General features: G+C 63.6%; 23 protein-coding genes, 2 pseudogenes and 1 riboswitch. Of the genes and pseudogenes, 20 read left to right on the plus strand and 5 right to left on the minus strand.

Translation table 11 applies throughout. From position 1 onward, the window contains the following. The first annotated feature begins 39 nt into the window (after positions 1-39). Complete coding sequence (locus UCMB321_RS19880) at positions 40-648, plus strand: LysE family translocator (RefSeq protein WP_040070178.1); 609 nt, start codon at positions 40-42, stop codon at positions 646-648. Positions 649-725: 77 nt separating this feature from the next. Here UCMB321_RS19880 and UCMB321_RS19885 read toward each other — a convergent pair whose 3' ends face one another. The 3 genes from UCMB321_RS19885 to purM are packed head-to-tail and all read right to left on the minus strand — an operon-like array spanning position 726 to position 3,168. Then, positions 726-1,439 carry a DUF3108 domain-containing protein gene (locus UCMB321_RS19885; protein WP_040070141.1) on the minus strand — a complete coding sequence of 238 codons (714 nt, stop codon included), beginning with the start codon at positions 1,437-1,439 and terminating at the stop codon, positions 726-728. Positions 1,440-1,447: 8 nt separating this feature from the next. Then, positions 1,448-2,098 carry a phosphoribosylglycinamide formyltransferase gene (purN, locus tag UCMB321_RS19890; protein WP_040070179.1) on the minus strand — a complete coding sequence of 217 codons (651 nt, stop codon included), beginning with the start codon at positions 2,096-2,098 and terminating at the stop codon, positions 1,448-1,450. Positions 2,099-2,109: 11 nt separating this feature from the next. Continuing rightward, positions 2,110-3,168 carry a phosphoribosylformylglycinamidine cyclo-ligase gene (gene purM / locus UCMB321_RS19895; protein ID WP_040070142.1) on the minus strand — a complete coding sequence of 353 codons (1,059 nt, stop codon included), beginning with the start codon at positions 3,166-3,168 and terminating at the stop codon, positions 2,110-2,112. A 376-nt stretch (positions 3,169-3,544) separates the two neighbouring features. Between purM and UCMB321_RS19900 the strand changes: the two are divergent. The 6 genes and pseudogenes from UCMB321_RS19900 (at position 3,545) to UCMB321_RS19925 (ending at position 8,863) form a co-directional block, all read left to right on the plus strand. Further along, positions 3,545-4,609, plus strand: a pseudogene (locus tag UCMB321_RS19900) (DUF2066 domain-containing protein). Positions 4,610-4,658: 49 nt separating this feature from the next. Then, positions 4,659-5,732 (plus strand): AI-2E family transporter, encoded by a 1,074-nt coding sequence (locus UCMB321_RS19905; RefSeq protein WP_040070143.1) that lies wholly within the window; start codon positions 4,659-4,661, stop codon positions 5,730-5,732. A 124-nt stretch (positions 5,733-5,856) separates the two neighbouring features. Next, a complete protein-coding gene (gene hda / locus UCMB321_RS19910) occupies positions 5,857-6,561 on the plus strand; it encodes a DnaA regulatory inactivator Hda (RefSeq protein WP_017127762.1) in 705 nt (234 codons plus the stop codon). 210 nt (positions 6,562-6,771) lie between these two features. Continuing rightward, positions 6,772-7,407 carry a C40 family peptidase gene (locus tag UCMB321_RS19915; RefSeq protein WP_040070144.1) on the plus strand — a complete coding sequence of 212 codons (636 nt, stop codon included), beginning with the start codon at positions 6,772-6,774 and terminating at the stop codon, positions 7,405-7,407. A 232-nt stretch (positions 7,408-7,639) separates the two neighbouring features. Further along, positions 7,640-8,176, plus strand: a complete 537-nt coding sequence (locus tag UCMB321_RS19920; RefSeq protein ID WP_040070145.1) for a C40 family peptidase — start codon at positions 7,640-7,642, stop codon at positions 8,174-8,176. Between the two features lie 24 nt (positions 8,177-8,200). Further along, positions 8,201-8,863 carry a class I SAM-dependent methyltransferase gene (locus UCMB321_RS19925; protein WP_040070146.1) on the plus strand — a complete coding sequence of 221 codons (663 nt, stop codon included), beginning with the start codon at positions 8,201-8,203 and terminating at the stop codon, positions 8,861-8,863. A gap of 8 nt (positions 8,864-8,871) precedes the next feature. Here UCMB321_RS19925 and UCMB321_RS19930 read toward each other — a convergent pair whose 3' ends face one another. Next, positions 8,872-9,450: a hypothetical protein gene (locus UCMB321_RS19930; protein ID WP_040070147.1), complete on the minus strand. Its 579-nt coding sequence runs from the start codon at positions 9,448-9,450 to the stop codon at positions 8,872-8,874. A 129-nt stretch (positions 9,451-9,579) separates the two neighbouring features. After that, a riboswitch (cobalamin riboswitch) is annotated at positions 9,580-9,800 on the plus strand. 83 nt (positions 9,801-9,883) lie between these two features. On the opposite strand from UCMB321_RS19930, the pseudogene cobO reads away from it, so the two are divergent. The 13 genes and pseudogenes from cobO to UCMB321_RS31615 all read left to right on the plus strand — a co-directional run bounded on the left by cobO (position 9,884) and on the right by UCMB321_RS31615 (position 20,787). Then, positions 9,884-10,502 (plus strand): annotated as a pseudogene (gene cobO / locus UCMB321_RS19935) (cob(I)yrinic acid a,c-diamide adenosyltransferase). Further along, on the plus strand, positions 10,499-11,857 hold the full coding sequence (locus UCMB321_RS19940; protein WP_040070148.1) for a cobyrinic acid a,c-diamide synthase CobB: 1,359 nt from the start codon (positions 10,499-10,501) through the stop codon (positions 11,855-11,857). Before cobO ends, UCMB321_RS19940 begins: the two are co-directional and overlap by 4 nt. Next, positions 11,854-12,504 (plus strand): 5,6-dimethylbenzimidazole synthase, encoded by a 651-nt coding sequence (bluB, locus tag UCMB321_RS19945; RefSeq protein ID WP_040070149.1) that lies wholly within the window; start codon positions 11,854-11,856, stop codon positions 12,502-12,504. Before UCMB321_RS19940 ends, bluB begins: the two co-directional genes overlap by 4 nt. Further along, complete coding sequence (cbiB, locus tag UCMB321_RS19950; RefSeq protein WP_040070150.1) at positions 12,501-13,409, plus strand: adenosylcobinamide-phosphate synthase CbiB; 909 nt, start codon at positions 12,501-12,503, stop codon at positions 13,407-13,409. Before bluB ends, cbiB begins: the two co-directional genes overlap by 4 nt. Then, on the plus strand, positions 13,402-14,394 hold the full coding sequence (gene cobD, locus UCMB321_RS19955) for a threonine-phosphate decarboxylase CobD (RefSeq protein ID WP_040070151.1): 993 nt from the start codon (positions 13,402-13,404) through the stop codon (positions 14,392-14,394). Before cbiB ends, cobD begins: the two co-directional genes overlap by 8 nt. Beyond that, complete coding sequence (locus UCMB321_RS19960; protein ID WP_040070152.1) at positions 14,391-15,845, plus strand: cobyric acid synthase; 1,455 nt, start codon at positions 14,391-14,393, stop codon at positions 15,843-15,845. The genes cobD and UCMB321_RS19960 overlap by 4 nt, the downstream gene beginning before the upstream one ends. Positions 15,846-15,860: 15 nt before the next feature. Then, positions 15,861-16,382 carry a bifunctional adenosylcobinamide kinase/adenosylcobinamide-phosphate guanylyltransferase gene (gene cobU, locus UCMB321_RS19965; protein WP_040070153.1) on the plus strand — a complete coding sequence of 174 codons (522 nt, stop codon included), beginning with the start codon at positions 15,861-15,863 and terminating at the stop codon, positions 16,380-16,382. Then, a complete protein-coding gene (gene cobT, locus UCMB321_RS19970) occupies positions 16,379-17,434 on the plus strand; it encodes a nicotinate-nucleotide--dimethylbenzimidazole phosphoribosyltransferase (protein ID WP_040070154.1) in 1,056 nt (351 codons plus the stop codon). Before cobU ends, cobT begins: the two co-directional genes overlap by 4 nt. Continuing rightward, complete coding sequence (gene cobC / locus UCMB321_RS19975; RefSeq protein WP_040070155.1) at positions 17,431-18,006, plus strand: alpha-ribazole phosphatase family protein; 576 nt, start codon at positions 17,431-17,433, stop codon at positions 18,004-18,006. Before cobT ends, cobC begins: the two co-directional genes overlap by 4 nt. Continuing rightward, positions 18,003-18,740, plus strand: coding sequence for an adenosylcobinamide-GDP ribazoletransferase (locus UCMB321_RS19980; protein WP_040070156.1), 738 nt, complete (start codon positions 18,003-18,005; stop codon positions 18,738-18,740). Before cobC ends, UCMB321_RS19980 begins: the two co-directional genes overlap by 4 nt. Before the next feature lie 253 nt (positions 18,741-18,993). Continuing rightward, positions 18,994-19,407 carry a MarR family winged helix-turn-helix transcriptional regulator gene (locus UCMB321_RS19985; RefSeq protein ID WP_040070157.1) on the plus strand — a complete coding sequence of 138 codons (414 nt, stop codon included), beginning with the start codon at positions 18,994-18,996 and terminating at the stop codon, positions 19,405-19,407. A 61-nt stretch (positions 19,408-19,468) separates the two neighbouring features. Continuing rightward, on the plus strand, positions 19,469-20,668 hold the full coding sequence (locus tag UCMB321_RS19990; RefSeq protein WP_167337451.1) for an MFS transporter: 1,200 nt from the start codon (positions 19,469-19,471) through the stop codon (positions 20,666-20,668). Continuing rightward, positions 20,665-20,787 carry a hypothetical protein gene (locus UCMB321_RS31615; RefSeq protein WP_280806659.1) on the plus strand — a complete coding sequence of 41 codons (123 nt, stop codon included), beginning with the start codon at positions 20,665-20,667 and terminating at the stop codon, positions 20,785-20,787. Before UCMB321_RS19990 ends, UCMB321_RS31615 begins: the two co-directional genes overlap by 4 nt. A gap of 108 nt (positions 20,788-20,895) precedes the next feature. On the opposite strand, the gene UCMB321_RS19995 is transcribed toward UCMB321_RS31615, so the two are convergent. Next, positions 20,896-22,173, minus strand: a complete 1,278-nt coding sequence (locus UCMB321_RS19995; RefSeq protein ID WP_040070159.1) for an OmpP1/FadL family transporter — start codon at positions 22,171-22,173, stop codon at positions 20,896-20,898. Positions 22,174-22,179: the final 6 nt, after the last annotated feature.

Here is a 22,179-nt window from a genome sequence, read left to right on the forward strand (position 1 = left end):
CACACTGCTTCCCGTCCCCTGATCAGCATGAGGCTAATTATGATTGCATGGACAATCTGGATCCTGTTCCTTGGCTATACCATACCAATGGTCGTGAGCCCCGGCCCCGGCAATACGGTCCTCGCGACGGCTGGCGGTCGTTACGGCGTGGCCGGTTCGGTCCCGTTCTGGGCCGGTTTCGAGATGGCCAATCTGGTGCTCTGTCTTGTCTACGGAATGGGGTTGGGAAGGGCCTTGCATGGTCTCCCGGAGATCCAGATCGTGCTCAAATGGGCCGGTATCTGCTATTTGCTCTATCTGGCCTGGGGATTTTTTCGTTCATCGGCTGTATCAGCATGCAGCGACGAACAGGACATTGTCCGTCTGCGTACTCGTGATGGATTTCTATCCGTTATGCTGAATCCCAAGATTCATTCGATGATTCTGGTGATGTTTTCGCAGTTTCTCGACTCTGGACAATCGCTCACGGTACAGGTCCTGCAATTCACAGTGGCCTTTGTTTTCGTGTGCGTGGCCTGTCACTTCCCATGGGTATATGGAGGCCAGTTGATTCTCCAGCGCTTTCAATCGGTGCGCGCGCTGCACATTCAGGGACGAGTATTTGGCATCTGCATGGTCCTCGTAGCGGCCTATACCGCCTTCACCTAAATCAATTCCCATGTTGGATAACGGCACAGTGAAATAAAAAAGCCCCGCATTCGCGGGGCTCTTTCTGGTTGCTTGGATCAGCTGCCCTTGACCTCTTTGCCGGCCACGGTGCCTTCCTGGAGCATGATGTTGTACTCCTTACCGTCGGTTTCCACCTGTTGCAGGCGGACCAGCAGGTAGTCCCAGTCCTTGGCGAACCACATGACCGTGGTGCGCTTGTTCTGTGTCGGGTCGCGTACGCGCTCGACCTTGATCGCATCGACCGAACCGGCCTTGGTGCTGACTTTTTCCGAACCCAGGACACGGAAGTCGTAGGTGTCGGTGTCGGTCCCTTCGACCACCTGGTAGCTCATGCTTTTCTTGCCGGCCGCGACATCGCGTTGCAGGGCCAACTGATAGGTGGACTTGTCCAGCATGCCGCTGTTGAGGGGCACCTTGACCGGATCACCGCGATCGCTGCCGGTGACCATCTTCGAGGACCAGTCGAAATCCAGGTTGATTTTCTTCGCCTTGCCCAGGCCGCCACGTTCGAACGTGTAGCTCTGTGGCAGCAGGGTGTCCTTGTCGAGGCGAATGGTGCTTTCCTCGGTCAGGCTGGCGATCATCATGGAAGCCTTGAAACTCAAGGTCCAGGTGCCGTTGTCGTTCTTCGACAGGCTGCGCTCGGCCGAACCGCTCATGGGCAGTTGCTTCCAGTCGGCGGTGTAGCTGGCGGAGAAGGGTTGAAGATCCGCCGCTTGCACGGCCGGCAAGGCGAGCAGGGTAAGAGCGAAGAGCAGGGCACGACGCATAAAATCTCCTAGATTCGAATCATGTGGCCGCTGGCCGCAAGTAATTGACCGTCCAACAATGCACCCTGTTCGTTCAGGACCAAGCGCCCCTCGGCGAACCAGCGTACCGCCAGCGGATAAATCCTGTGTTCCTGAGTGTGGACCCGTTGCGCCAGACTGTGCGCGGTATCGTCAGACTCTACCGTAACCACAGCCTGTACGACCAGAGGTCCGCCGTCGAGTTCCTCGGTGACGAAGTGCACGCTGCAGCCGTGTTCCCGATCACCGGCGTCCAGTGCGCGCTGATGGGTGTGCAGGCCTTTGTACTTGGGCAGGAGAGAAGGGTGGATATTCAGCAGGCGACCCTGATAGTGCCGGACGAAGTCAGCGCTGAGAATGCGCATGAAGCCGGCCAGGACCACCAGTTGCGGATTGAAGGCGTCGATCAGTTCGATCAGGGCGGCATCGAAGGCTTCGCGGCCGTCGAAGGCCTTGTGGTCCAGGACGCGGGTTTCGATCCCCGCGTCCTGGGCGCGTTGCAGGCCGTAGGCGTCGGCGCGGTTGGAGATCACCGCGGCGATGCGGGCCGGAATGTCTGCGGACCGCACGTTGTCGATCAGGGCCTGCAAGTTGCTGCCGGTGCCGGACAGCAACACCACGACGTTACAGGTCGAGGTCATTGGCTCGGACATCAGTGCGCCTTGAGGTTCTTCAGCTCGACCTGGGCAGCGCCTTCGGCGGCCGCGGCGATCTGGCCGATGACCCATGGCTGTTCGCCGGCTTCACGCAGCACCTTCAGCGCCGTTTCGACGTGTTCCTGGGCCACGCAGATCACCATGCCCACGCCGCAGTTCAGCACGCGGTGCATTTCGGTTTCATTGACGTTGCCTTTTTCCTGCAGCCAGTCGAAGACCGCCGGACGCTGCCAGCTGGCCACGTCGACCACGGCCTGGGCGCCCTTGGGCAGTACGCGTGGGATGTTGTCCAGCAGGCCGCCGCCGGTGATGTGGGCCATGGCCTTGACCGCGCCGGTGTCCTTGATCAGCTTGAGCAATGGTTTGACGTAGATGCGGGTCGGAGCCATCAGCAGGTCGGTCAGCGGTTTGCCGTCGAGCTGGGTGTTTTCGATATCGGCACCGGATACTTCGATGATCTTGCGGATCAGCGAGTAGCCGTTGGAATGCGGGCCGGAAGACGGCAGGGCGAGCAGGGCATCGCCGGTGGCGACTTTCGAGCCGTCGATGATCTCGGCCTTTTCCACCACGCCGACGCAGAAGCCGGCCAGGTCGTAGTCTTCGCCTTCGTACATGCCCGGCATTTCAGCGGTTTCGCCGCCCACCAGGGAGCAGCCGGACAGTTCGCAACCGGCACCGATACCGGTCACCACCTGGGCGGCGGTGTCGACATTGAGCTTGCCGGTGGCGTAGTAGTCGAGGAAGAACAGCGGTTCGGCACCGCAGACCACCAGGTCGTTCACGCACATGGCCACCAGGTCGATGCCGATGCTGTCGTGCTTGTTCAGGTTCAGCGCCAGGCGCAGCTTGGTGCCGACGCCGTCGGTGCCGGAGACCAGGACCGGCTGCTTGTAACCGGCCGGGATCTCGCAGAGGGCGCCGAAACCGCCCAGGCCGCCCATGACTTCCGGGCGCGCGGTGCGCTTGGCCACGCTCTTGATGCGTTCGACCAATGCTTCACCGGCGTCGATGTCTACACCGGCGTCCTTGTAGCTCAGGGAGGGTTGCTTGCTCATGATCCAGGCCTTTAGGGGGGATTCAGGGGTATCGACCGGAAGCGGTTGCGCCCATGGGGAAAACGAACGGGGTCGAGTTTCCTGGGGGGCTGACGCTTGCCGGTCTGCGAAGGCGCGCGATTTTATCAGGCTTGGGCAGCAGCGGCCATCCTCGGGCCGACGGCAGGGTCATATCGTGTTAAAAAAATCCCTGTGCGCTCGTGCTGGCTGCAATTGATGCGGCTGTATAAGGTATAGCCTTCGATCTGCTGTCTTTTATGACAGGGGAAAACTTTTCAGTGATTGTGTGAATGATGGCACTGCGCCGTGGTCCTAAACCTGTCGCTTTGTATTCATGCGGTCTTGGCTACCGCTTTCTGCCGTTCGGGAATTTTTCATGCGTCTGTTCAAATTATTGAGTGTCGGCTGTCTTTCCCTGCTGAGCCTGGCCATCCACGCACAAACCTTGAATGGCCTGTACCAGGTGCGCGAGCCGGTCGCCAGCCAGGCGCCGGATGAACGCAACCAGGCCACCCAGCGTGCCCTGGAAACCCTGGTGTTGCGCCTGACCGGCGATCCCAAGGCGCTGCAGAGCCCGGGCCTGGCCGAGGTGCGCAAGGACCCGCAGCAGATCATCAGCCAGTATGGCTACGACGCCGGGCCGCCAGAGAGCCTGCAGGTGGATTTCGACCCGGCGAGCACCGACCGCGCCTTGCGCGGTGCCGGGTTGGCTCTGTGGGGCAGCAACCGGCCGGCGATTCTCGGTTGGTGGCTGAACGATTCGGCCTAGGGCGCCAACCTGGTCGGTGACGGTCAGGCGGCGGCCGAACCGCTGCGCCGGGCGGCACAGCACCGCGGCCTGCCACTGCGCCTGCCGTTGGCCGACCTGGATGAACAGATCGTCGGTACCGCGAAGAATCTCGAGGGCAGCGATGCCTCGCCGTTGCACGCGGCCTCCGAGCGCTACGGCGCCGATGCGTTGCTGGCAGTGCACGCCCATCAGGACGGCGGCCAGTGGCAGGCGAAGTGGCGCTTGTGGCTGGGCAACCAGAAAGAACAGGGCACGGCCCAGGGCGCCGATACCGCCGCGCTGGCGGATGCCGTGCTGTTGGCGGTGAGCGAGCGCCTGGCGCCGCGCTTCGCGGCCAAGCCCGGGGTGGCCACCGAACAACTGCTGGAAGTGCAGGGCATGAACCTGGAGCGCTACGCGGTCCTGGGGCATTTGCTCGAACCCTTTGGCGCTCGGCCGCAAAGCGTGGACGGCGACCGGATCGTCTATCAGGTCAGCGGCAGCGCGGAACAGTTGCGCGCGCAGCTGGGGCTGGCGAAGTTGCAGGAGATCCCGGCCGGCGAAGCCTTGCCGGCGGTGCCGGCCAGTGCTCCGGCGCCCGCTCCTGGCGCTCCGGCTGCGGCCCCTGTGGCACCGGCACCGGCGAAGGCGCAGCTGCGTTTCCGTTGGTAGGTTTTCGGTTCTATCGAATTTCTTTCTATATATAAGGCTGGAGTCGTCCATGACCGACACACGTCAATGGTTCTGGTTGGGCGCGGCGATCCTGCTGTGCGCGTTCGTGTACCTGCTGCATCCGATTCTGTCGCCGTTCCTGGTGAGCCTGCTGCTGGCCTATATGTTCGACCCGGTGGTCGGTCGCCTGGAAAAACTTGGGATGTCCCGTACCTGGGGCGTGGTGTCGGTGTTCGCACTGTTTATCCTGGTATTGATGGCCTTGCTGCTGGTGCTGATACCGATGCTGGCCAAGCAGTTCTTCCGCCTGTACGAACTGGCGCCGCAGATGCTCGACTGGCTGCAGCACACCGCGATGCCCTGGGCCCAGCACAAGTTCGGCCTGGCCGACGGTTTCTGGAAGTTCGACAAGGTCAAGGCGGCCATCAGCGAGCACATGGGGCAGACCACCGATATCGTCGGCGTGGTGCTGTCCCAGGCGACGGCTTCAGGCCTGGCCCTGATCGGCTTCGCGGCGAACCTGTTGTTGGTGCCCGTGGTGAGTTTCTACCTGCTGCGGGACTGGGACCTGATGATGGCGAAGATCCGCAGCCTGCTGCCCCGTGACCGCGAGGCGCGCATCGTCTCCCTGGCGGGCGAATGCCATGACGTGCTCGGGGCCTTCATGCGCGGTCAGTTGCTGGTGATGCTGGCGTTGGGGGTGATCTATGCCGGCGGCCTGATGCTGGTCGGCCTGGAGCTGGGCCTGTTGATCGGCCTGCTGGCCGGGCTGGCGGCCATCGTTCCCTACATGGGCTTCGTGATCGGCATCGGCGCGGCGATTGTCGCCGGCCTGTTCCAGTTTGGCGGCGAGCTGTACCCGATGATCGGCATCGTCGCGGTGTTCATGATCGGCCAGGCCCTGGAAGGGATGGTGCTCACCCCGCTGCTGGTCGGGGACCGCATCGGCCTGCACCCGGTGGCGGTGATCTTCGCGATCCTCGCCGGTGGTGAGCTGTTCGGTTTCACTGGCGTATTGCTGGCCTTGCCGGTGGCGGCGGTGATCATGGTATTGGTGCGGCATATGCACGATCTGTACAAACGCTCGGGCATGTACGGCGGCCAGGAAGGTCCCGAGCTCTGATGAGCGCACGCAAACCTTTGATTTTGCTTGTGGTCTGCTGCATTGTGCGCCCAGCCTCACGGGTATAAACTTTGCAGACTTTACACAGAGGCCACTAACGGTTCCCGGTAACCGTTCAGTCAGCATGAAACCGATTCAGCTGCCCCTAGGTGTGCGTCTGCGTGATGACGCCACCTTCATCAACTACTACCCAGGCGCCAATGCCGCTGCACTCGGCTATGTCGAGCGGCTATGCGAAGCCGACGCCGGGTGGACCGAAAGCCTGATCTACCTCTGGGGCAAGGACGGCGTGGGGCGTACCCACCTGTTGCAGGCGGCCTGCCTGCGTTTCGAGCAGTTGGGTGAACCGGCGGTGTACCTGCCGCTGGCGGAGTTGATGGATCGCGGTGTCGAGTTGCTGGACAACCTCGAGCAGTACGAGCTGGTCTGCCTGGATGACCTGCAAGTGGTTGCCGGGCGCGCCGATTGGGAAGAGGCGCTGTTTCACCTGTTCAACCGTCTGCGCGACAGCGGGCGGCGCCTGCTGATTGCCGCATCGACTTCGCCGCGTGAACTGCCGGTCAAGCTGGCCGACCTGAAATCGCGCCTGACCCTGGCGCTGATTTTCCAGATGCGCCCTCTCTCGGATGAAGATAAGCTGCGGGCTTTGCAACTGCGTGCTTCAAGACGTGGTCTGCATTTGACCGACGAAGTAGGGCATTTCATCCTGACCCGTGGGACTCGCAGCATGAGCGCCTTGTTCGAGTTGCTCGAGCGGCTCGACCAGGCTTCCTTGCAAGCCCAGCGCAAGCTCACCATCCCCTTTCTCAAAGAGACCCTGGGCTGGTAAAACCGGGGCTTTCAGCGCTTTTTCGCCAAATTCCAGACGTCACGAAACCCACGCCGGAAGCTTTTTTCAGGCGCGCGGGAACCGTTTGGGTATTAAGTCCTTAGATGTTTTCAAGAAACGACCGAGTCACATCTTGTGCCATAAAATTTGCAAATGAGGGTGATAGAGGGCATAGTCACGCCTTCTAACAAATCAGCCACGGTCGTGCCCATGCTAAATCGCTTCGCACCCCTCGTGCCTCTCGCACTCGTTACCCTGTTGTTTGGTTGCGCGGCGCATACGCCGGTTTCGCAACAGCAGGTCGATAATTCGGTCAAAACCGCCTCGGTTTCTGGCGTCAAATCCTCGTCCGTACTGGACGACGAGCTGGCCACGGAAAAAGAACTCGCCGAGTTCGCCGACGGCAAGCCTTACCAGTTGCCTGTCCTTGCCGACAGCATTCTCGAGCGTGGCATGTCCCTGATCGGTACCCGTTACCGTTTTGGCGGCACCAACGAGAGCTCCGGCTTTGACTGCAGCGGCTTCATCGGTTATCTGTTCCGTGAGGAAGCCGGCCTTGACCTGCCGCGTTCCACCCGTGAGATGATCAACGTGAAGGCGCCGCTGGTTGCGCGTAACAAGCTCAAGCCGGGTGACCTGCTGTTCTTCGCCACCAATGGTCGTCGCGGTCGTGTCAGTCACGCCGGGATCTACCTGGGCGATGACCAGTTCATCCACTCCAGCAGCCGCCGTAGCGGTGGTGTCCGGATCGACAGTCTGGGCGACAGTTACTGGAGCAAGACCTTCATCGAAGCCAAGCGCGCCCTGGCGATGGCTCCGACCGTGGTCACAGCCAGCAACAAGTAATCATCCGGACGTTTTCAGTGCCATCGGCCCCACTGATGGCTAAATGCCAAGCTCCATGCCAGGCAAAACTGTACAAAAAACGTCCGAAGTTAAAGTGATACTTGAAGTTTGGTGTATAGCCGCTAGAATCCTGAGATATTGTCGAGTATCTGACCGCGCAAGCCCCCCTTGCGCGGTTTTGATTTCTCTACGCCACGGCAGAGCAAGCCGCATTCAGTCAGGATTTCTGCACATGTCGACCTCGGCCCGTATTGCCTTGATTGCCCTCGCAGCGCTGCTCGGCGCCTGTGCCGGTCATGCGCCACCGCCGCCTGCGCCCGTGGCTCGTCCCTTGGTCTTTGCCCCCCAGCAACCCTCCTCGCCAGAAGCCGAAGACGTGCTGTTCCGTGCCTTGGGTCTGGTCGGCACGCCCTATCGCTGGGGCGGTAATACACCGGATTCGGGTTTTGATTGCAGTGGCCTGATCAGCTATGTGTATCGCGACATGGCCGGTATCAACCTGCCGCGTTCGACCCGCGAGATGATCGTGATGCGGGCACCGAACGTGCCGCAGAATGCACTGCAGACCGGCGACCTGATCTTCTTCGCCACCAGCGGCGGCTCCCAGGTCAGCCATGCCGGCATCTATGTCGGCGAAGGTCGCTTCGTTCATGCGCCGGCCACCGGTGGCACGGTGAAGCTGGACAGCCTGTCCAAGGCCTATTGGCAGCACGCCTATCTGAACGCCAAGCGGGTGTTGCCGGCCGGACATCTGGCGAGCAATCCTTAAACAACGTGTTGCCGCGAGGTTGTCATGACCGCTCGCACCCTCAAGTTGGACGATGCCCTCTACAGCTATCTGCTGGACGTGTCCCTGCGCGAAACGCCCGTGCTCAAGCGTCTGCGTGACGAAACCCAGGCGCTGCCCATGGCGCGCTGGCAGGTGGCGCCCGAGGAGGGGCAGTTCCTCGCGCTGCTGGTCAAGCTGACCGGCGCCCGGCGCTTGCTCGAAGTCGGTACCTTCACCGGCTACAGCGCCTTGTGCATGGCCTCGGCCTTGCCGGAGGGCGGCAGCCTGCTGTGCTGCGATATTCCCGGAGACTACAACGCCACCGCGCTGCGCTACTGGCAGGAGGCGGGTCTGGCCGGGCGCATCGAACTGCGTCTGGCGCCGGCGCTGGAGACTCTGGCGCAGCTGGAGCAGCAAGGGCAGGGCGGGCAGTTCGACCTGGCGTTCATCGATGCCGACAAGGCCAATTATCCGGCTTACCTGGAAAGTGCACTGCGCTTGCTGCGTCCGGGCGGCCTGGCGATTTTCGATAACACCCTGTGGAGCGGGCGGGTGCTGGAGGCGGATGCCGAGAGCGCGGACACCCGGGCCATCCAGGCACTGAACCGGGCCTTGAAGGATGACGCGCGGGTGGATCTGTCGCTGTTGCCGCTGGGCGATGGGCTGACACTGTGCCGTAAGCGCTAGGCGTTCGTTCAGGCTTCCTTGAACAACATGGCGATGCCGGGGTGATACTGACCCGCTTCGTTGTGCAACTTGCGATAAGGGTAGGGGAAGTACCAGGCCACGGCGCAGGTATGGGCTTTTTGCAGGTCGTCGACCATGTCCTGCAGGTCTTCCGGGCTTGGGCTCTGCTGAGCCTTGAATGGCGAGACGAACAGGCAGCCGAGCTTCAGATGGTGGGGATGGCTGACCTTCTTCGCCTCGCCTACCACATCGAGCAGGGCCGGCATCGGGTTCAGGTTATTGACCTTGGGCCAGCGCTGCGTGGCCTTGATATAGGTCGACTCCTGCGCGGTGGCGATCTGCAGGTCGCAACGTCCGCTGCGGTCGCCGTCTTCGAGCTGTTTCTTGGTCTGGAAATGTTCCAGGGTGACCATTTCCGCCGCCCAGGCCGCCGCCGACAGCAATCCGAGGTTGGCGCGCTCGTTGAACCAGTAGGGCGCCTGACCATCCCCGAGGAGCTGGTTGTAGCGATCAATGCACTCGGGCCAGCGTTCCAGGGCGGGACGCAGGAATTCCAGTTTCGGATTGCTGATGATCAGGCCTTGCATGGGGCTTCCCTTTTTTATAGTTGGACGGGGTGTGGCTATTTGATATCGCTTTCTTCAACGTAGCACAAATTCTGGCGCCGGCTTTTTGCTGTGACGGCTTTAATTGACGCTCCACCCCCAACCCTCTAACCTTCGCCGATTGTTTCAGGTGCTCTGTGGCCGACGGCCGACAGGGTGAAACAGGGAAGCCGGTGAGCCCTTCGACAGGTGCGATTCCGGCGCTGCCCCCGCAACGGTAAATGAGTCAAGACCGCGCCTTGAGCCACTGTGTCCAACCGACATGGGAAGGCGCGCGGTCCCGCGCATACGCGCTCATGAGCCCGGAGACCGGCCTGATCCATCCCACAGCGTCACGGCGGGCGATGCTGGACGGCTCCGGCCGCGTTTTTCCCTGCCCCCCGTTTGCCTTATCCAGCCCCAACGGAGAGCTGCCATGAACGAATCCCCCGATCGCGACGAGCGCCACCTGGCGCGCATGCTGCGCAAAAAGGCAGTGATCGACGAGCGTATCGCCAGTGCCCCGAACGAATGCGGCCTGTTGCTGGTACTGACCGGTAACGGCAAGGGCAAGAGCAGCTCGGCCTTCGGCATGCTCGCCCGGGCCATGGGCCATGGGCCATGGCATGCAGTGCGGCGTGGTGCAATTTATCAAGGGCCGCAACAGCACCGGCGAGGAGCTGTTCTTCCGGCGCTTCCCCGAGCAGGTGCGCTTCCATGTGATGGGCGAAGGCTTTACCTGGGAAACCCAGGACCGCCAGCGCGATATCGCCGCCGCCGAAGCCGCCTGGGCCGTTTCCCGGGAAATGCTCCGTGATCCGGGCATCGGCCTGGTGGTGCTCGATGAGCTGAATATCGCCCTCAAGCACGGTTACCTGGACCTCGACCAGGTGTTGACCGACCTGCAAGCCCGTCCGCCGATGCAGCACGTGCTGGTCACCGGACGCGGGGCCAAGCCGGAAATGATCGAGCTGGCCGACACCGTGACCGAAATGGGCCTGCTCAAGCATGCGTTCCAGGCCGGGATCAAGGCCCAGAAGGGCATCGAACTATGAGGCAAACCCGTCATTGCCCGGCGGTGCTGATCGCCGCGCCGGCTTCCGGCCAGGGCAAGACCACGGTGACGGCGGCCCTGGCGCGCCTGCACCGCAACCAGGGGCGCAAGGTCCGGGTGTTCAAGTGCGGCCCGGACTTTCTCGACCCGATGATTCACGAGCGCGCCAGCGGTGCGCCGGTCTATCAGCTGGATTTGTGGATGGTCGGCGCCGAGGAAAGTCGTCGCCTGCTCTGGGAAGCGGCGGGCGAGGCCGACCTGATCCTGATCGAAGGTGTCATGGGGTTGTTCGACGGTACGCCGTCCAGCGCCGATCTGGCCCGGCATTTCGGCGTGCCGGTGCTCGGGGTGATCGACGGTACGGCCATGGCCCAGACCTTCGGCGCCCTGGCCCTGGGACTGGCGCGTTACCAGCCGGACCTGCCGTTCGCCGGGGTGCTGGCCAACCGCGTCGGCACCCAGCGTCACGCGCAATTGCTCGAAGGCAGCCTGACCGAAGGTCTGCGCTGGTACGGCGCGCTCTCCCGGGAGACCGGGATCGAGTTGCCGAGCCGCCATCTCGGCCTGGTGCAGGCCAGTGAACTGAATGACCTGGACCGGCGCCTGGACGCCGCCGCCGAGGCCCTGGCCGGCAGTTGCGAGGTGGCGCTGCCGCCGCCGGTGGCCTTCGAGGCGCCTGAACCGGTCGCCGTCGAACCGCTGCTGGCTGGCGTGCGCCTCGCCGTGGCCCGTGACGAGGCCTTTGCCTTCACCTATGGCGCCAACCTGGACCTGTTGCGGGCCATGGGCGCCGCGTTGCGGTTTTTCTCGCCGATTCACGATCGACACTTGCCCGAGGCGGACAGCCTTTATCTGCCCGGTGGTTATCCGGAGCTGCATCACCAGGCCCTGGAGCGGAACGCGCCGATGCTGGCGGCGATTCGTGCCCATCATCAGGCCGGCAAACCCTTGCTCGCCGAATGTGGCGGCATGCTCTACCTGCTCGACGCGCTGACCAATGTCGAAGGGCAGCGCGCCGAGCTGCTGGGCCTGCTGCCGGGCGAGGCGGTGATGCAGAAGCGCCTGGCGGCCCTGGCTTTGCAAGCGGTGACCTTGCCGGAAGGGCTGTTGCGCGGCCACACCTATCACCATTCGCTGACCACCACGGCGCTGGAACCGATTGCCCGGGGCCTGAGTCCCAATGGCGGGCGCGGCGCCGAGGCGGTGTATCGCCAGGGGCGGATGACCGCCTCTTACGTGCATTTTTATTTTCCGTCGAATCCGCGGGCGATCGCCGCGTTTCTGGCACCTGATATCCACCTTGCCAAGGCCGGCGCACTCTCGGAGAGCGCGGACTTGCCCGCGCAGAGGCCATGACCGACAACGCTTTTACCCCTGAAGAACGTGCGGCGGTCTACCGCGTCATCGGCGAGCGCCGCGATATGCGCCACTTTGCCGGTGGCACCGTAGCCCCCGAATTGCTCTCGCGCCTGCTGGAAGCGGCGCACCAGGCGCCCAGCGTCGGCCTGATGCAACCCTGGCGCTTCATTCGCATTACCCGGCGCGAACTGCGCGGCAGGATCCAGCAGTTGGTGGAAGAAGAACGGGTACGCACCGCCGAGGCCCTGGGCGAGCGTTCCGATGAATTCATGAAGTTGAAGGTCGAGGGGATCAACGACTGTGCCGAGGTGCTGGTCGCCGCGCTGATGGATGACCGCGAACGACATATCTTCGGTCGGCGCACCTTGCCGGAAATGGACCTGGCTTCCTTGTCCTGCGCCATCCAGAATCTCTGGCTGGCGGCCCGTGCCGAAGGACTGGGCATGGGCTGGGTCTCGCTGTTCGAGCCGTTGGCACTGGCGCAACTGCTCGGTCTGCCGGCGGGGGCCAAGCCGCTGGCGGTGCTGTGCCTGGGACCAGTCGAGGCCTTCTATCCGGCACCGATGCTGGTATTGGAAGGCTGGGCGCAGCCGCGGCCCTTGAGTGAGCTGTTATATGAAAATTATTGGGGAGTGAGTCAATGAGTGTGGCGTTGTTGAGTGTCGCTGGAGTAGCGCTGGATGCGCTGCTGGGCGAACCCAAACGCTGGCATCCGCTGGTGGCGTTCGGCCGTCTGGCGGACCGTATCGAACAACGTTTCAATTCTGCTGGCCGGGGCTGGCGCAGTCACGGGGTCACCGCCTGGGTGATGGCGGTGGTGCCGCTGACGCTCCTGGCCACGGCCTTGTCGTGGGCGCCCTATGTCGGCTGGATCGTCGAGATCCTCGCGCTCTATTGCGCCCTCGGCCTGCGCAGCCTCGGTGAACACGTGGCCCCGGTGGCCCAGGCGTTGCGCAGCGATGACCTGGACCGCGCGCGCCAGCGCGTGGGCTATCTGGTCAGTCGCCAGACCGCGGAGCTCGATCACACCGAAGTGGCCCGCGCGGCCACCGAGTCGGTCCTGGAAAACGGCAGCGATGCGGTGTTCGCCGCGCTGTTCTGGTTTGTCGTGGCCGGGGCACCCGGCGTGGTGCTGTATCGCCTGAGCAACACCCTGGACGCCATGTGGGGCTATCGCAACGAGCGTTTCGAGCGTTTTGGCTGGGCGGCAGCGCGGATCGACGATGTCTTGAACTATATTCCTGCACGGCTGGTGGCCCTGACCTACGCCGTGCTCGGCAAGACCGGACTGGCACTGCAGTGCTGGCGCCGCCAGGGACCGACCTGGGACAGCCCGAACGCCGGGCCGGTGATGGCGGCCGGAGCCGGTGCGCTGGGGGTCGAGTTGGGCGGAGCGGCGATTTATCACGGTGAACTGCATCAGCGCCCGCAGTTGGGCGAAGGCGACCCGGCCAGTGCCGATTCCATCGACCGCGGCTGGCAGTTGGTGCAACGAGGGGTGTGGTTGTGGTTGCTGATTCTCTGTCTGGGAGCTGAGATCTATGCTTGAGCACGGCGGGCGCTTGCGCAAGGCGGTGGAACACTATGGGATTGCCGAGGCCGACTGGCTGGACCTGTCCAGCGGTCTCGCGCCCTGGCCCTGGCCGATCCCGCCTATCCCCGAGCGCGCTTGGGCGCGCCTGCCGGAAACCGATGACGGTCTGGAGCGGGCCGCCTGCGCCTATTACGGCGCGCCCCAGGTGTTGCCGGTGCCCGGTTCCCAGTCGGCGATCCAGTTGCTGCCGCGCCTGCGCCGTTCCGGCAAGGTCGGCGTGCTGTCGCCTTGTTACGCCGAACATGCCGAAGCCTGGCGGCGCAATGGCTACGTCGTGCGCGAAGTGCTGGAGCACGAAGTCGACTTTTTTCTCGACAGCCTCGATGTGCTGGTGGTGGTCAACCCGAACAATCCCACCGGCCTGAGCCTGGCCCCGGAGCAGTTGCTGGAATGGCACGCCCGGCTGGCCCAGCGCGGTGGCTGGCTGGTGGTGGACGAAGCCTTCATGGACAACACGCCGCAGCGCAGCCTGGCCGCCCACAGCCACAAGATTGGCCTGATTGTCCTGCGCTCGTTCGGTAAGTTCTTCGGCCTGGCCGGTGTGCGCCTGGGGTTTGTCCTGGCCGAAGGCCAACTGCTCAAGTTGCTGGCCGAACAGGTCGGCCCCTGGGCCGTCAGCGGGCCGACGCGGGTGCTGGGGCAGGTGTGCCTCGCCGATACCGCCGGCCATGAGCGCCAGCGTGTGCGCAGCGAGCAGGCCAGCCAGCGCCTGGTGGAACTGCTGACGCGTTTCGGCCTGGCGCCCCAGGGCGGTTGCGCGCTGTTTCAGTGGTTGCTGACGGCGCGGGCCGAGCAGCTCCATGAGTTCATGGCCCGTCGCGGCATTCTGCTGCGCCTGTTCAGCCAGAACAGCAGCCTGCGTTTCGGTCTGCCGGCCGATGAAGCGGATTGGCTGCGTCTGGAGCAGGCGTTGCGCGCCTTCGACGAGGTGCAGCCATGACCACCCTGATGGTGCAAGGCACCACCTCCGATGCCGGCAAGAGCACCCTGGTGACCGCCCTGTGTCGCTGGCTGACCCGCCAGGGCGTGCGGGTGGTGCCGTTCAAACCGCAGAACATGGCGCTCAACAGCGCGGTGACCGCCGACGGCGGCGAGATCGGCCGGGCCCAGGCGGTCCAGGCCCAGGCGGCGGGCCTGGCGCCCCACACCGACATGAACCCGGTGCTGCTCAAGCCCAACAGCGATACCGGCGCCCAAGTGATCATCCATGGCCGCGCCGTGACCACCATGAATGCCGTGGCCTATCACGATTACAAGGCCATCGCCATGCAAGCGGTGCTGGCCTCGCACCAACGGCTGAGCGCTGCTTATCCGGTGGTGATGGTCGAAGGCGCGGGCTCGCCGGCGGAGATCAATCTGCGCGCCGGGGATATCGCCAACATGGGCTTCGCCGAGGCGGTGGATTGCCCGGTGCTGCTGATTGCCGATATCAATCGCGGCGGGGTATTCGCCCATCTGGTGGGTACCCTGGAGCTGCTGTCGCCCAGCGAGCAGGCGCGGGTCAAGGGGTTCATCATCAACCGCTTTCGCGGCGATATCGCCTTGTTGCAACCCGGGCTGGATTGGCTGGAGCAGCGCACCGGAAAACCAGTGATCGGCGTGCTGCCCTACGTGTCGGACCTGCACCTGGAAGCCGAGGACGGCCTCGACCGGCGCCAGGCCGACAAGGCCGACCAGGTGCTGAACGTGGTGGTGCCGGTGCTGCCGCGCATCAGCAACCATACCGATTTCGATCCCTTGCGCCTGCATCCGCAGGTCGATCTGCAATTCATCGGTCCCGGCCAGGCCATTCCGGCGGCGGACCTGATCATCCTGCCCGGCTCCAAGAGCGTGCGCAGCGACCTCGCCTATCTGCGCCAGCAGGGCTGGGACACGGCGATCAATCGTCACCTGCGTTATGGCGGCAAGCTGCTGGGGATCTGCGGCGGCCTGCAGATGCTCGGTGAGCAGGTGCATGATCCCCTGGGGTTGGAAGGGGCGCCGGGCTCGAGTGCCGGGTTCGGGCTGCTGGCCCTGAGCACTGAACTGGAGCAGGAGAAACAACTGCGCAATGTGCGTGGCCGCCTGGCGTTGGAAGACGCCGAGGTCAGCGGTTATGAGATCCATGCCGGGGTGACGGTCGGGGCGGCGCTGGAGCAACCGGCGGTGCATCTGGACGATGGTCGTTGCGACGGTGCCCGCAGCGCCGACGGACAGGTGCTCGGGACTTACCTGCACGGTCTGTTCGAGTCACCCCGGGCGTGCGGCGCACTGCTACGCTGGGCCGGGTTGGCGCAGGTGCAGGAGGTGGATTATCACGCCCTGCGCGAGCGCGACATCGAGCGCCTGGCCGACCTGGTGGAAAAACATCTGGATACCGACCGCTTGCGCCAGCTCTGCGGTCTTGAATAAGGACGTCTACGGACCATGCTGCAACTGATCCTTGGCGGTGCCCGTTCCGGCAAGAGTCGCCTGGCTGAACGCCTGGCGGCTGAAAGCGCGCTGCCGGTGACCTACATCGCCACCAGCCAGCCGCTGGACGGCGAATTGAATGAGCGGGTCGCCCTGCATCGCCAGCGTCGCCCGGCCCATTGGCAGTTGATCGAAGAACCGCTGGAACTGGCCCGGGTACTGCGCGAGAACGCGGCGGCCGACGCCTGTCTGTTGGTGGATTGCCTGACCCTGTGGTTGACCAACCTGCTGATGCTGGACGACGCCGAGCGCCTGAAGGTCGAGCGCGAAGCCCTGTTGCAAAGCCTGGCGCAATTGCCGGGAGAGATCATTTTTGTCAGCAACGAGACCGGTCTGGGTATCGTGCCGCTGGGCGAATTGACTCGCCGTTATGTCGATGAAGCCGGTTGGCTGCATCAAGCTCTGGCCGAGCGTTGTCAGCGTGTGGTGCTGACGGTCGCCGGCCTGCCTCTGACTTTGAAAGGAACTGCGTTATGAGTGAATCGTGGTGGCTGAATCCGTGCAAGGCAATTGATCTTCAGGCGCAAGACGCGGCCTTCGAGCGTCAGCAGCAACTGACCAAGCCCACCGGCTCCCTGGGCCAGCTGGAGCAGGTCGCGGTGCAACTGGCGGGTTTGCAGGGGCGGCTCAAGCCGCGGGTCGACACGCTGTGGATCGCGATTTTTGCCGGCGACCATGGCGTGGTGGCCGAAGGGGTGTCGGCTTATCCGCAGGAAGTGACCGGACAGATGCTCGCCAACTTCGTCGGTGGCGGCGCGGCGATCAGCGTGCTGGCGCGGCAGTTGGGCGCGCAGTTGGATGTCAACGACCTCGGTACCGTCACGCCGATGCTCAACCTGCCGGGTGTGCGTCATCTGCAGATCGGCGCCGGTACCGCGAACTTCACCCAGGCCCCGGCCATGACCGAAGCCCAGGGCCGGTTGGCGCTGGAGGCCGGGCGTGACAGCGTGCGGCGTGCGGTGGCAGTGGGCAGCGAGTTGTTTGTCGGCGGCGAAATGGGCATCGGCAATACGGCCTCGGCCAGCGCCGTGGCCTGCGCGCTGTTGAAATGCCCGGCGGCGCTGTTGGCCGGCCCCGGCACCGGGCTGGACCCGGCCGGTGTCAGCCACAAGGCGCAGGTGATCGAGCGGGCGCTGGCGCTGCATGCCGAACACACCGACGACCCCTTGCAGGCGTTGTTCCGCCTGGGTGGTTTCGAGATCGCGGCGCTGGCCGGGGCCTACCTGGCTTGTGCCCAGGAAGGCGTGGCGGCGCTGGTCGATGGCTTTATCTGCAGCGTGGCGGCGATGGTGGCGGTGCGCTTGAATCCCGAGTGCCGGCAGTGGCTGATCTTCGCCCACCGTGGCGCCGAGCGTGGCCACCGGCATGTCCTGGAAAGCCTGCTGGCTGAACCTTTGCTCGATCTGGGCCTGCGTCTGGGCGAGGGTAGCGGCGCGGCGCTGGCGGTGCCGTTGCTGCGTCTGGCCTGCGACCTGCACGGGCAGATGGCGACCTTCGCCGAGGCGGCCGTGGCGGATCGCCCGGCATGACCTTGCGCCTGGACCTGTTGCGTCACGGCGAAACCGAACTGGGCGGCGGCTTGCGCGGTAGCCTGGACGATGCCTTGACGCCCCGGGGCTGGGAGCAGATGCGGGCCGGCGTGGCGCAACATGGGCCTTGGGACCGGGTGATCAGTTCGCCCTTGCAGCGCTGCGCGCGTTTTGCCGAAGAGCTGGGCGCGGGCCTGGGTGTGCCGGTCGAGATCGAGAGCGACCTGCGGGAGTTGCATTTCGGTGCCTGGGAAGGGCAGAGCGCGGCGGCGTTGATGGAGACGGACGCCGATGATCTGGGACGGTTCTGGTCAGACCCCTATGGCTTCACGCCGCCTGACGGCGAGCCGGTGGAGCGGTTTGCCGAGCGGGTGCTGACAGCGGTGTCGCGCCTGCACCAGCGTTATGCCGGCCAGCGCGTGCTGCTGGTCAGTCATGGTGGCGTGATGAAGGTCTTGCTGGCCAGGGCCCGTGGGTTGCCGCGTGAACAGTTGTTGCAGATCGAGGTGGCCCATGGCGCCTTGTTCGCGTTGCAGGCGACGGCCGACGGCGGGCTGAGGGAGACGCCTTGAACCGCCTGCCGTTCTGGATCGCCTTGCAGTTTCTCAGCAGCCTGCCGATTCGCTTGCCGGGGATGCCGGCTCCCCGGGAAATGGGGCGTTCGTTGCTCTGCTATCCATTGGTGGGGCTGCTCTTCGGCGTCGTGCTTTATGTGCTCGATGGCCTGTTGGCGGGCGCGCCGCTGTTGCTTCACGCCGCCTTGTTGCTGACGGCCTGGGTGCTGCTCAGCGGCGGCCTGCACCTCGACGGCCTGGCCGACAGCGCGGATGCCTGGCTGGGTGGCTTCGGCGACCGTGAGCGGACCTTGCTGATCATGAAGGACCCGCGCAGCGGGCCGATTGCCGTAGTCACGCTGGTGCTGGTGCTGCTGTTGAAGTTCTGTGCCTTGCTGGCGTTGATCGAGCAGCGGCAGACGCTTGTGTTGTTGCTCGTGCCGCTGATCGGCCGTAGCGCCTTGCTCGGCTTGTTCCTGACCACGCCTTATGTGCGCGCTGGAGGGTTGGGGCAGGCGTTGGCCGATCATCTGCCACGGCGGGCCGGCTGGTATGTGCTGCTGGCGAGCGCACTGTTCTGCGGCTTGCTGGCCGGGTTCAAGGGCGCCTGGGCGGTGTTGCTGGCGGTGCTGGGCTTCTGCTGGTTGCGGCAACTGATGATGCGACGCCTGGGCGGCACCACGGGTGATACGGCGGGGGCATTGCTGGAGTTGCTGGAAGTGGCGGTGCTGGTGGGCTTGGCGTTGGTCTGATCGTTCTACGCCAGCCTTGCGACCGCTATCGCCAGCAAGCCGGCTCCCACGGATCGGTGTCCCACCGCAGAATATCTGCCAGCCCGGCACTTGTGGGAGCCAGCAATCTGGCCCCCACAAGATTCGCGGCGGGAATAGACTTTGTGGGAGCCGGCTTGCTGCGGGCGGCGTTCCGACGATGGTGTCGGTTGTCACACCACTGAATATTGCTCAAAAACTTGTTTTCAAAGTGTTACGGGTATATACACACATCATGTTATCAACCGATTGCTTGTGCATCAGCCTGCGTCGCGCCGCTCGTGGCGTCAGCAGGCATTACGACGGCGCTCTCGACGGCTTCGGGATCAATGTCGCCCAGTATTCTCTGCTGTGCAATCTCCAGCGCCTGGACCAACCGAGCATTTCCAGCCTGGCCGAAGCCATGGGCCTGGATCGCAGTACCCTGGGGCGCAACCTGCGGGTGTTGGAGTGCGACGGCCTGGTCACCCTGACCGAAGGCGCCGACCAGCGTAACCGCCTGGTCAGGCTCACCGATGCCGGGGCCGAGCGGCTGGTGGCCGCCGGGCCTGCATGGCAAGCCGCGCAGCAACGTCTGGCGGAGCGCTTGGGGGATGAAAAGCGCAGGGCGCTGCTGGCGTTGCTGGAAGAGTTGGCAAGCGGCGAGTAATCGCCGTTTTATTGATATAAAGCGGGTATATACCCGCAAATGGAGCATAACAATGACATCGATGTGGCGTGCAAGTGGCTGGATTCTGCTCGGGAGCGCGCTGATTCTGGCGCTGTCCCTGGGGGTGCGGCATGGTTTCGGGCTGTTCCTGCCACCCATGAGCGCGCAATTCGGCTGGGGCCGCGAGGTGTTCGCCTTTGCCATTGCCTTGCAGAACCTGATCTGGGGGCTGGCCCAGCCGTTCACCGGGGCCTTGGCCGATCGCTTCGGTGCAGCCAAGGTGGTGTTGATCGGTGGCCTGCTGTACGCCATCGGATTGGTGTGCATGGGCCTGTCCGACTCCGCGTTGACCCTGTCCCTGAGTGCCGGCCTGTTGATCGGTATCGGCCTGTCGGGGACCTCGTTCTCGGTGATCCTCGGTGTGGTCGGGCGCGCCTTGCCACCGGAGAAACGCAGCATGGGCATGGGTATCGCCAGCGCTGCCGGCTCCTTCGGCCAGTTCGCCATGCTGCCGGGTACCTTGGGGTTGATCGGCTGGCTCGGCTGGTCGACGGCGTTGCTGGTGCTGGGTGTGCTGGTGGCGCTGATCGTGCCGCTGGTGAGCATGCTCAAGGATAAGCCGCTGCCCAAGCTGGCGGGCGAGCAGACCTTGTCCGAGGCGCTGCGGGAGGCCTGTTCCCATTCCGGCTTCTGGTTGCTGGCATTCGGCTTTTTTGTCTGCGGTTTCCAGGTGGTATTCATCGGCGTGCACTTGCCGGCCTACCTGGTGGACCAGCATCTGCCGGCCACGGTCGGGACCACGGTGCTGGCGCTGATCGGCCTGTTCAATATCTTCGGCACCTACACCGCCGGCTGGCTGGGCGGACGGATCTCCAAGCCGCGGCTGCTGACCGCCCTGTACCTGGCGCGAGCGCTGGTGATCACGGTGTTTCTCTGGGTGCCCGTCACGCAGTTCAGTGCCTATCTGTTCGGCATGGCAATGGGCTTTCTCTGGCTGTCGACGGTGCCCCTGACCAATGGCACCGTGGCCACCCTGTTCGGCGTGCGCAATCTCTCCATGCTCGGCGGGATCGTGTTCCTCTTCCATCAGTTGGGCTCCTTCCTCGGTGGCTGGCTCGGTGGGGTGGTGTATGACCGTACTGGCAGCTACGACTTGATCTGGCAGGTGTCTATCCTGCTCAGCCTGCTGGCGGCGGCCTTGAACTGGCCGGTGCGTGAGCGGCCCGTGGCGCGCTTGCAGGCGCAGGCGGGCCTGGCATGAGTGCATTCTGGTCGCGGCTCCTGGCCCTGGCGGTGATCGCCGTGCTGTTGGCGCTGGCCTGGTGGGGCTGGCATCGGGGTGGCCTGGCGTTGATGCAGTTGGGCATGGGGGCTTGCTAGGAAGGTGCTGGAGAAGGCTGTCGCCATAAACATCGTGCAATAAAAAACCCGCATCAGACGATGCGGGTTTTTTTATACGACCGACGAGCGGTTCAGGCTAGCGGTGAATCAGAACTTGTACGTAGCGCCCAGGCCATAGCCCCATGCGCTGTTTTCGTATTTGGCGTTATAGCTGGCCAGGGTGTTGGATTTGCTGACGGTGACGTCCTTTTCCTGGAGATAGGAAACGGCGGCGTCGATGGTCAGATTGTCATTGACGGCATAACCGGCACCGACGCTGAAGATCGTTCGGTCACCGGTAGGAATGCGTGGCGAACGGTCGGTATTGTTGGTTGGCGACTGGTCGAAGGTCAGGCCTGTGCGCAGGACCCACTGTTTGTTCAGCTGGTACGAAGTACCCAGGGCATAGGCCCAGGTGTCGCGCCAGTTCTGCTCTTCCGAGATAGTACCGAACAGTTGTGGGGACAGGACACCACCCGAAGCAGCGGTCACGCCTTGGTTTTGGACGGTAATGTCCTTCAGGCGGCTCCAGCGAGTCCAGGTGGCGCCTGCATAGAGTTTCCAGGCGTCCGACATATCCTGGGTGACCGACAGGTCGTAGGATTCCGGCGTCGTGATTTTCAACGAGGCATCATAGCGATTGCTGTTGACCGCACCGGTAAGCGCGGTGGGCGAGGTGATCTGTGTGTGCCCATCCAGATCGTAGTTGACCTTCGAGTGATAGGTCAGGCCTACGCGCGTGGTATCAGTAGCCTGGACCAGGACACCGAGGTTGAAACCCCATGCCGTGTCGTCGCCCTTGATCTTGACATTGACGTCCGAAACCAGAGGGTTGAGCGTCAAGTCCGATTGCAGCTCACCGGAGATACGGTTGATGGTAGGACCGAAACCAACCGATACCTTGTCGTTGAAGGCATAGCTGATGGTGGGTTGCAGGGTCGCGACCTTGACTTCGCTCTTGCTGCCGAACGCACGGCCCTGGAAGTTGGAGCCGTAGTTGGTGATCAGGCCGAAGGGCGCGTAGGCACCGAAACCGATCGACCATTGGTCGTTGAGCTGGTTGGTATAGAACAGCATGGGGACCGTGGTGAACGGAACCATGTCGCCGTCGTTCTGGCCCCTTGAGCGGCCGCTGACGTCCTTGATGTCGGTCGAGGCGTCGATAGCCGCGGCGCCGACGGTGATTTGCTGGCCCTTGAGGCGGGACATACCGGCAGGGTTGCCATAGACAGTGCTTGGATCATCGGCAGCAGAAGATCGACCCGCATAACCCATCCCCATCCCGCTGATGCTCTGCTCGTTGAGGGCAAAGCCACTCGCGAAAAGCTGGGTGGATGCCAGGGCAACAGAAAGGCTGAGTGTGGTCTTGAGTATTACTTTTTTCATTATTAG

It is taken from the genome of Pseudomonas batumici (assembly GCF_000820515.1).
GTDB lineage: Bacteria > Pseudomonadota > Gammaproteobacteria > Pseudomonadales > Pseudomonadaceae > Aquipseudomonas > Aquipseudomonas batumici.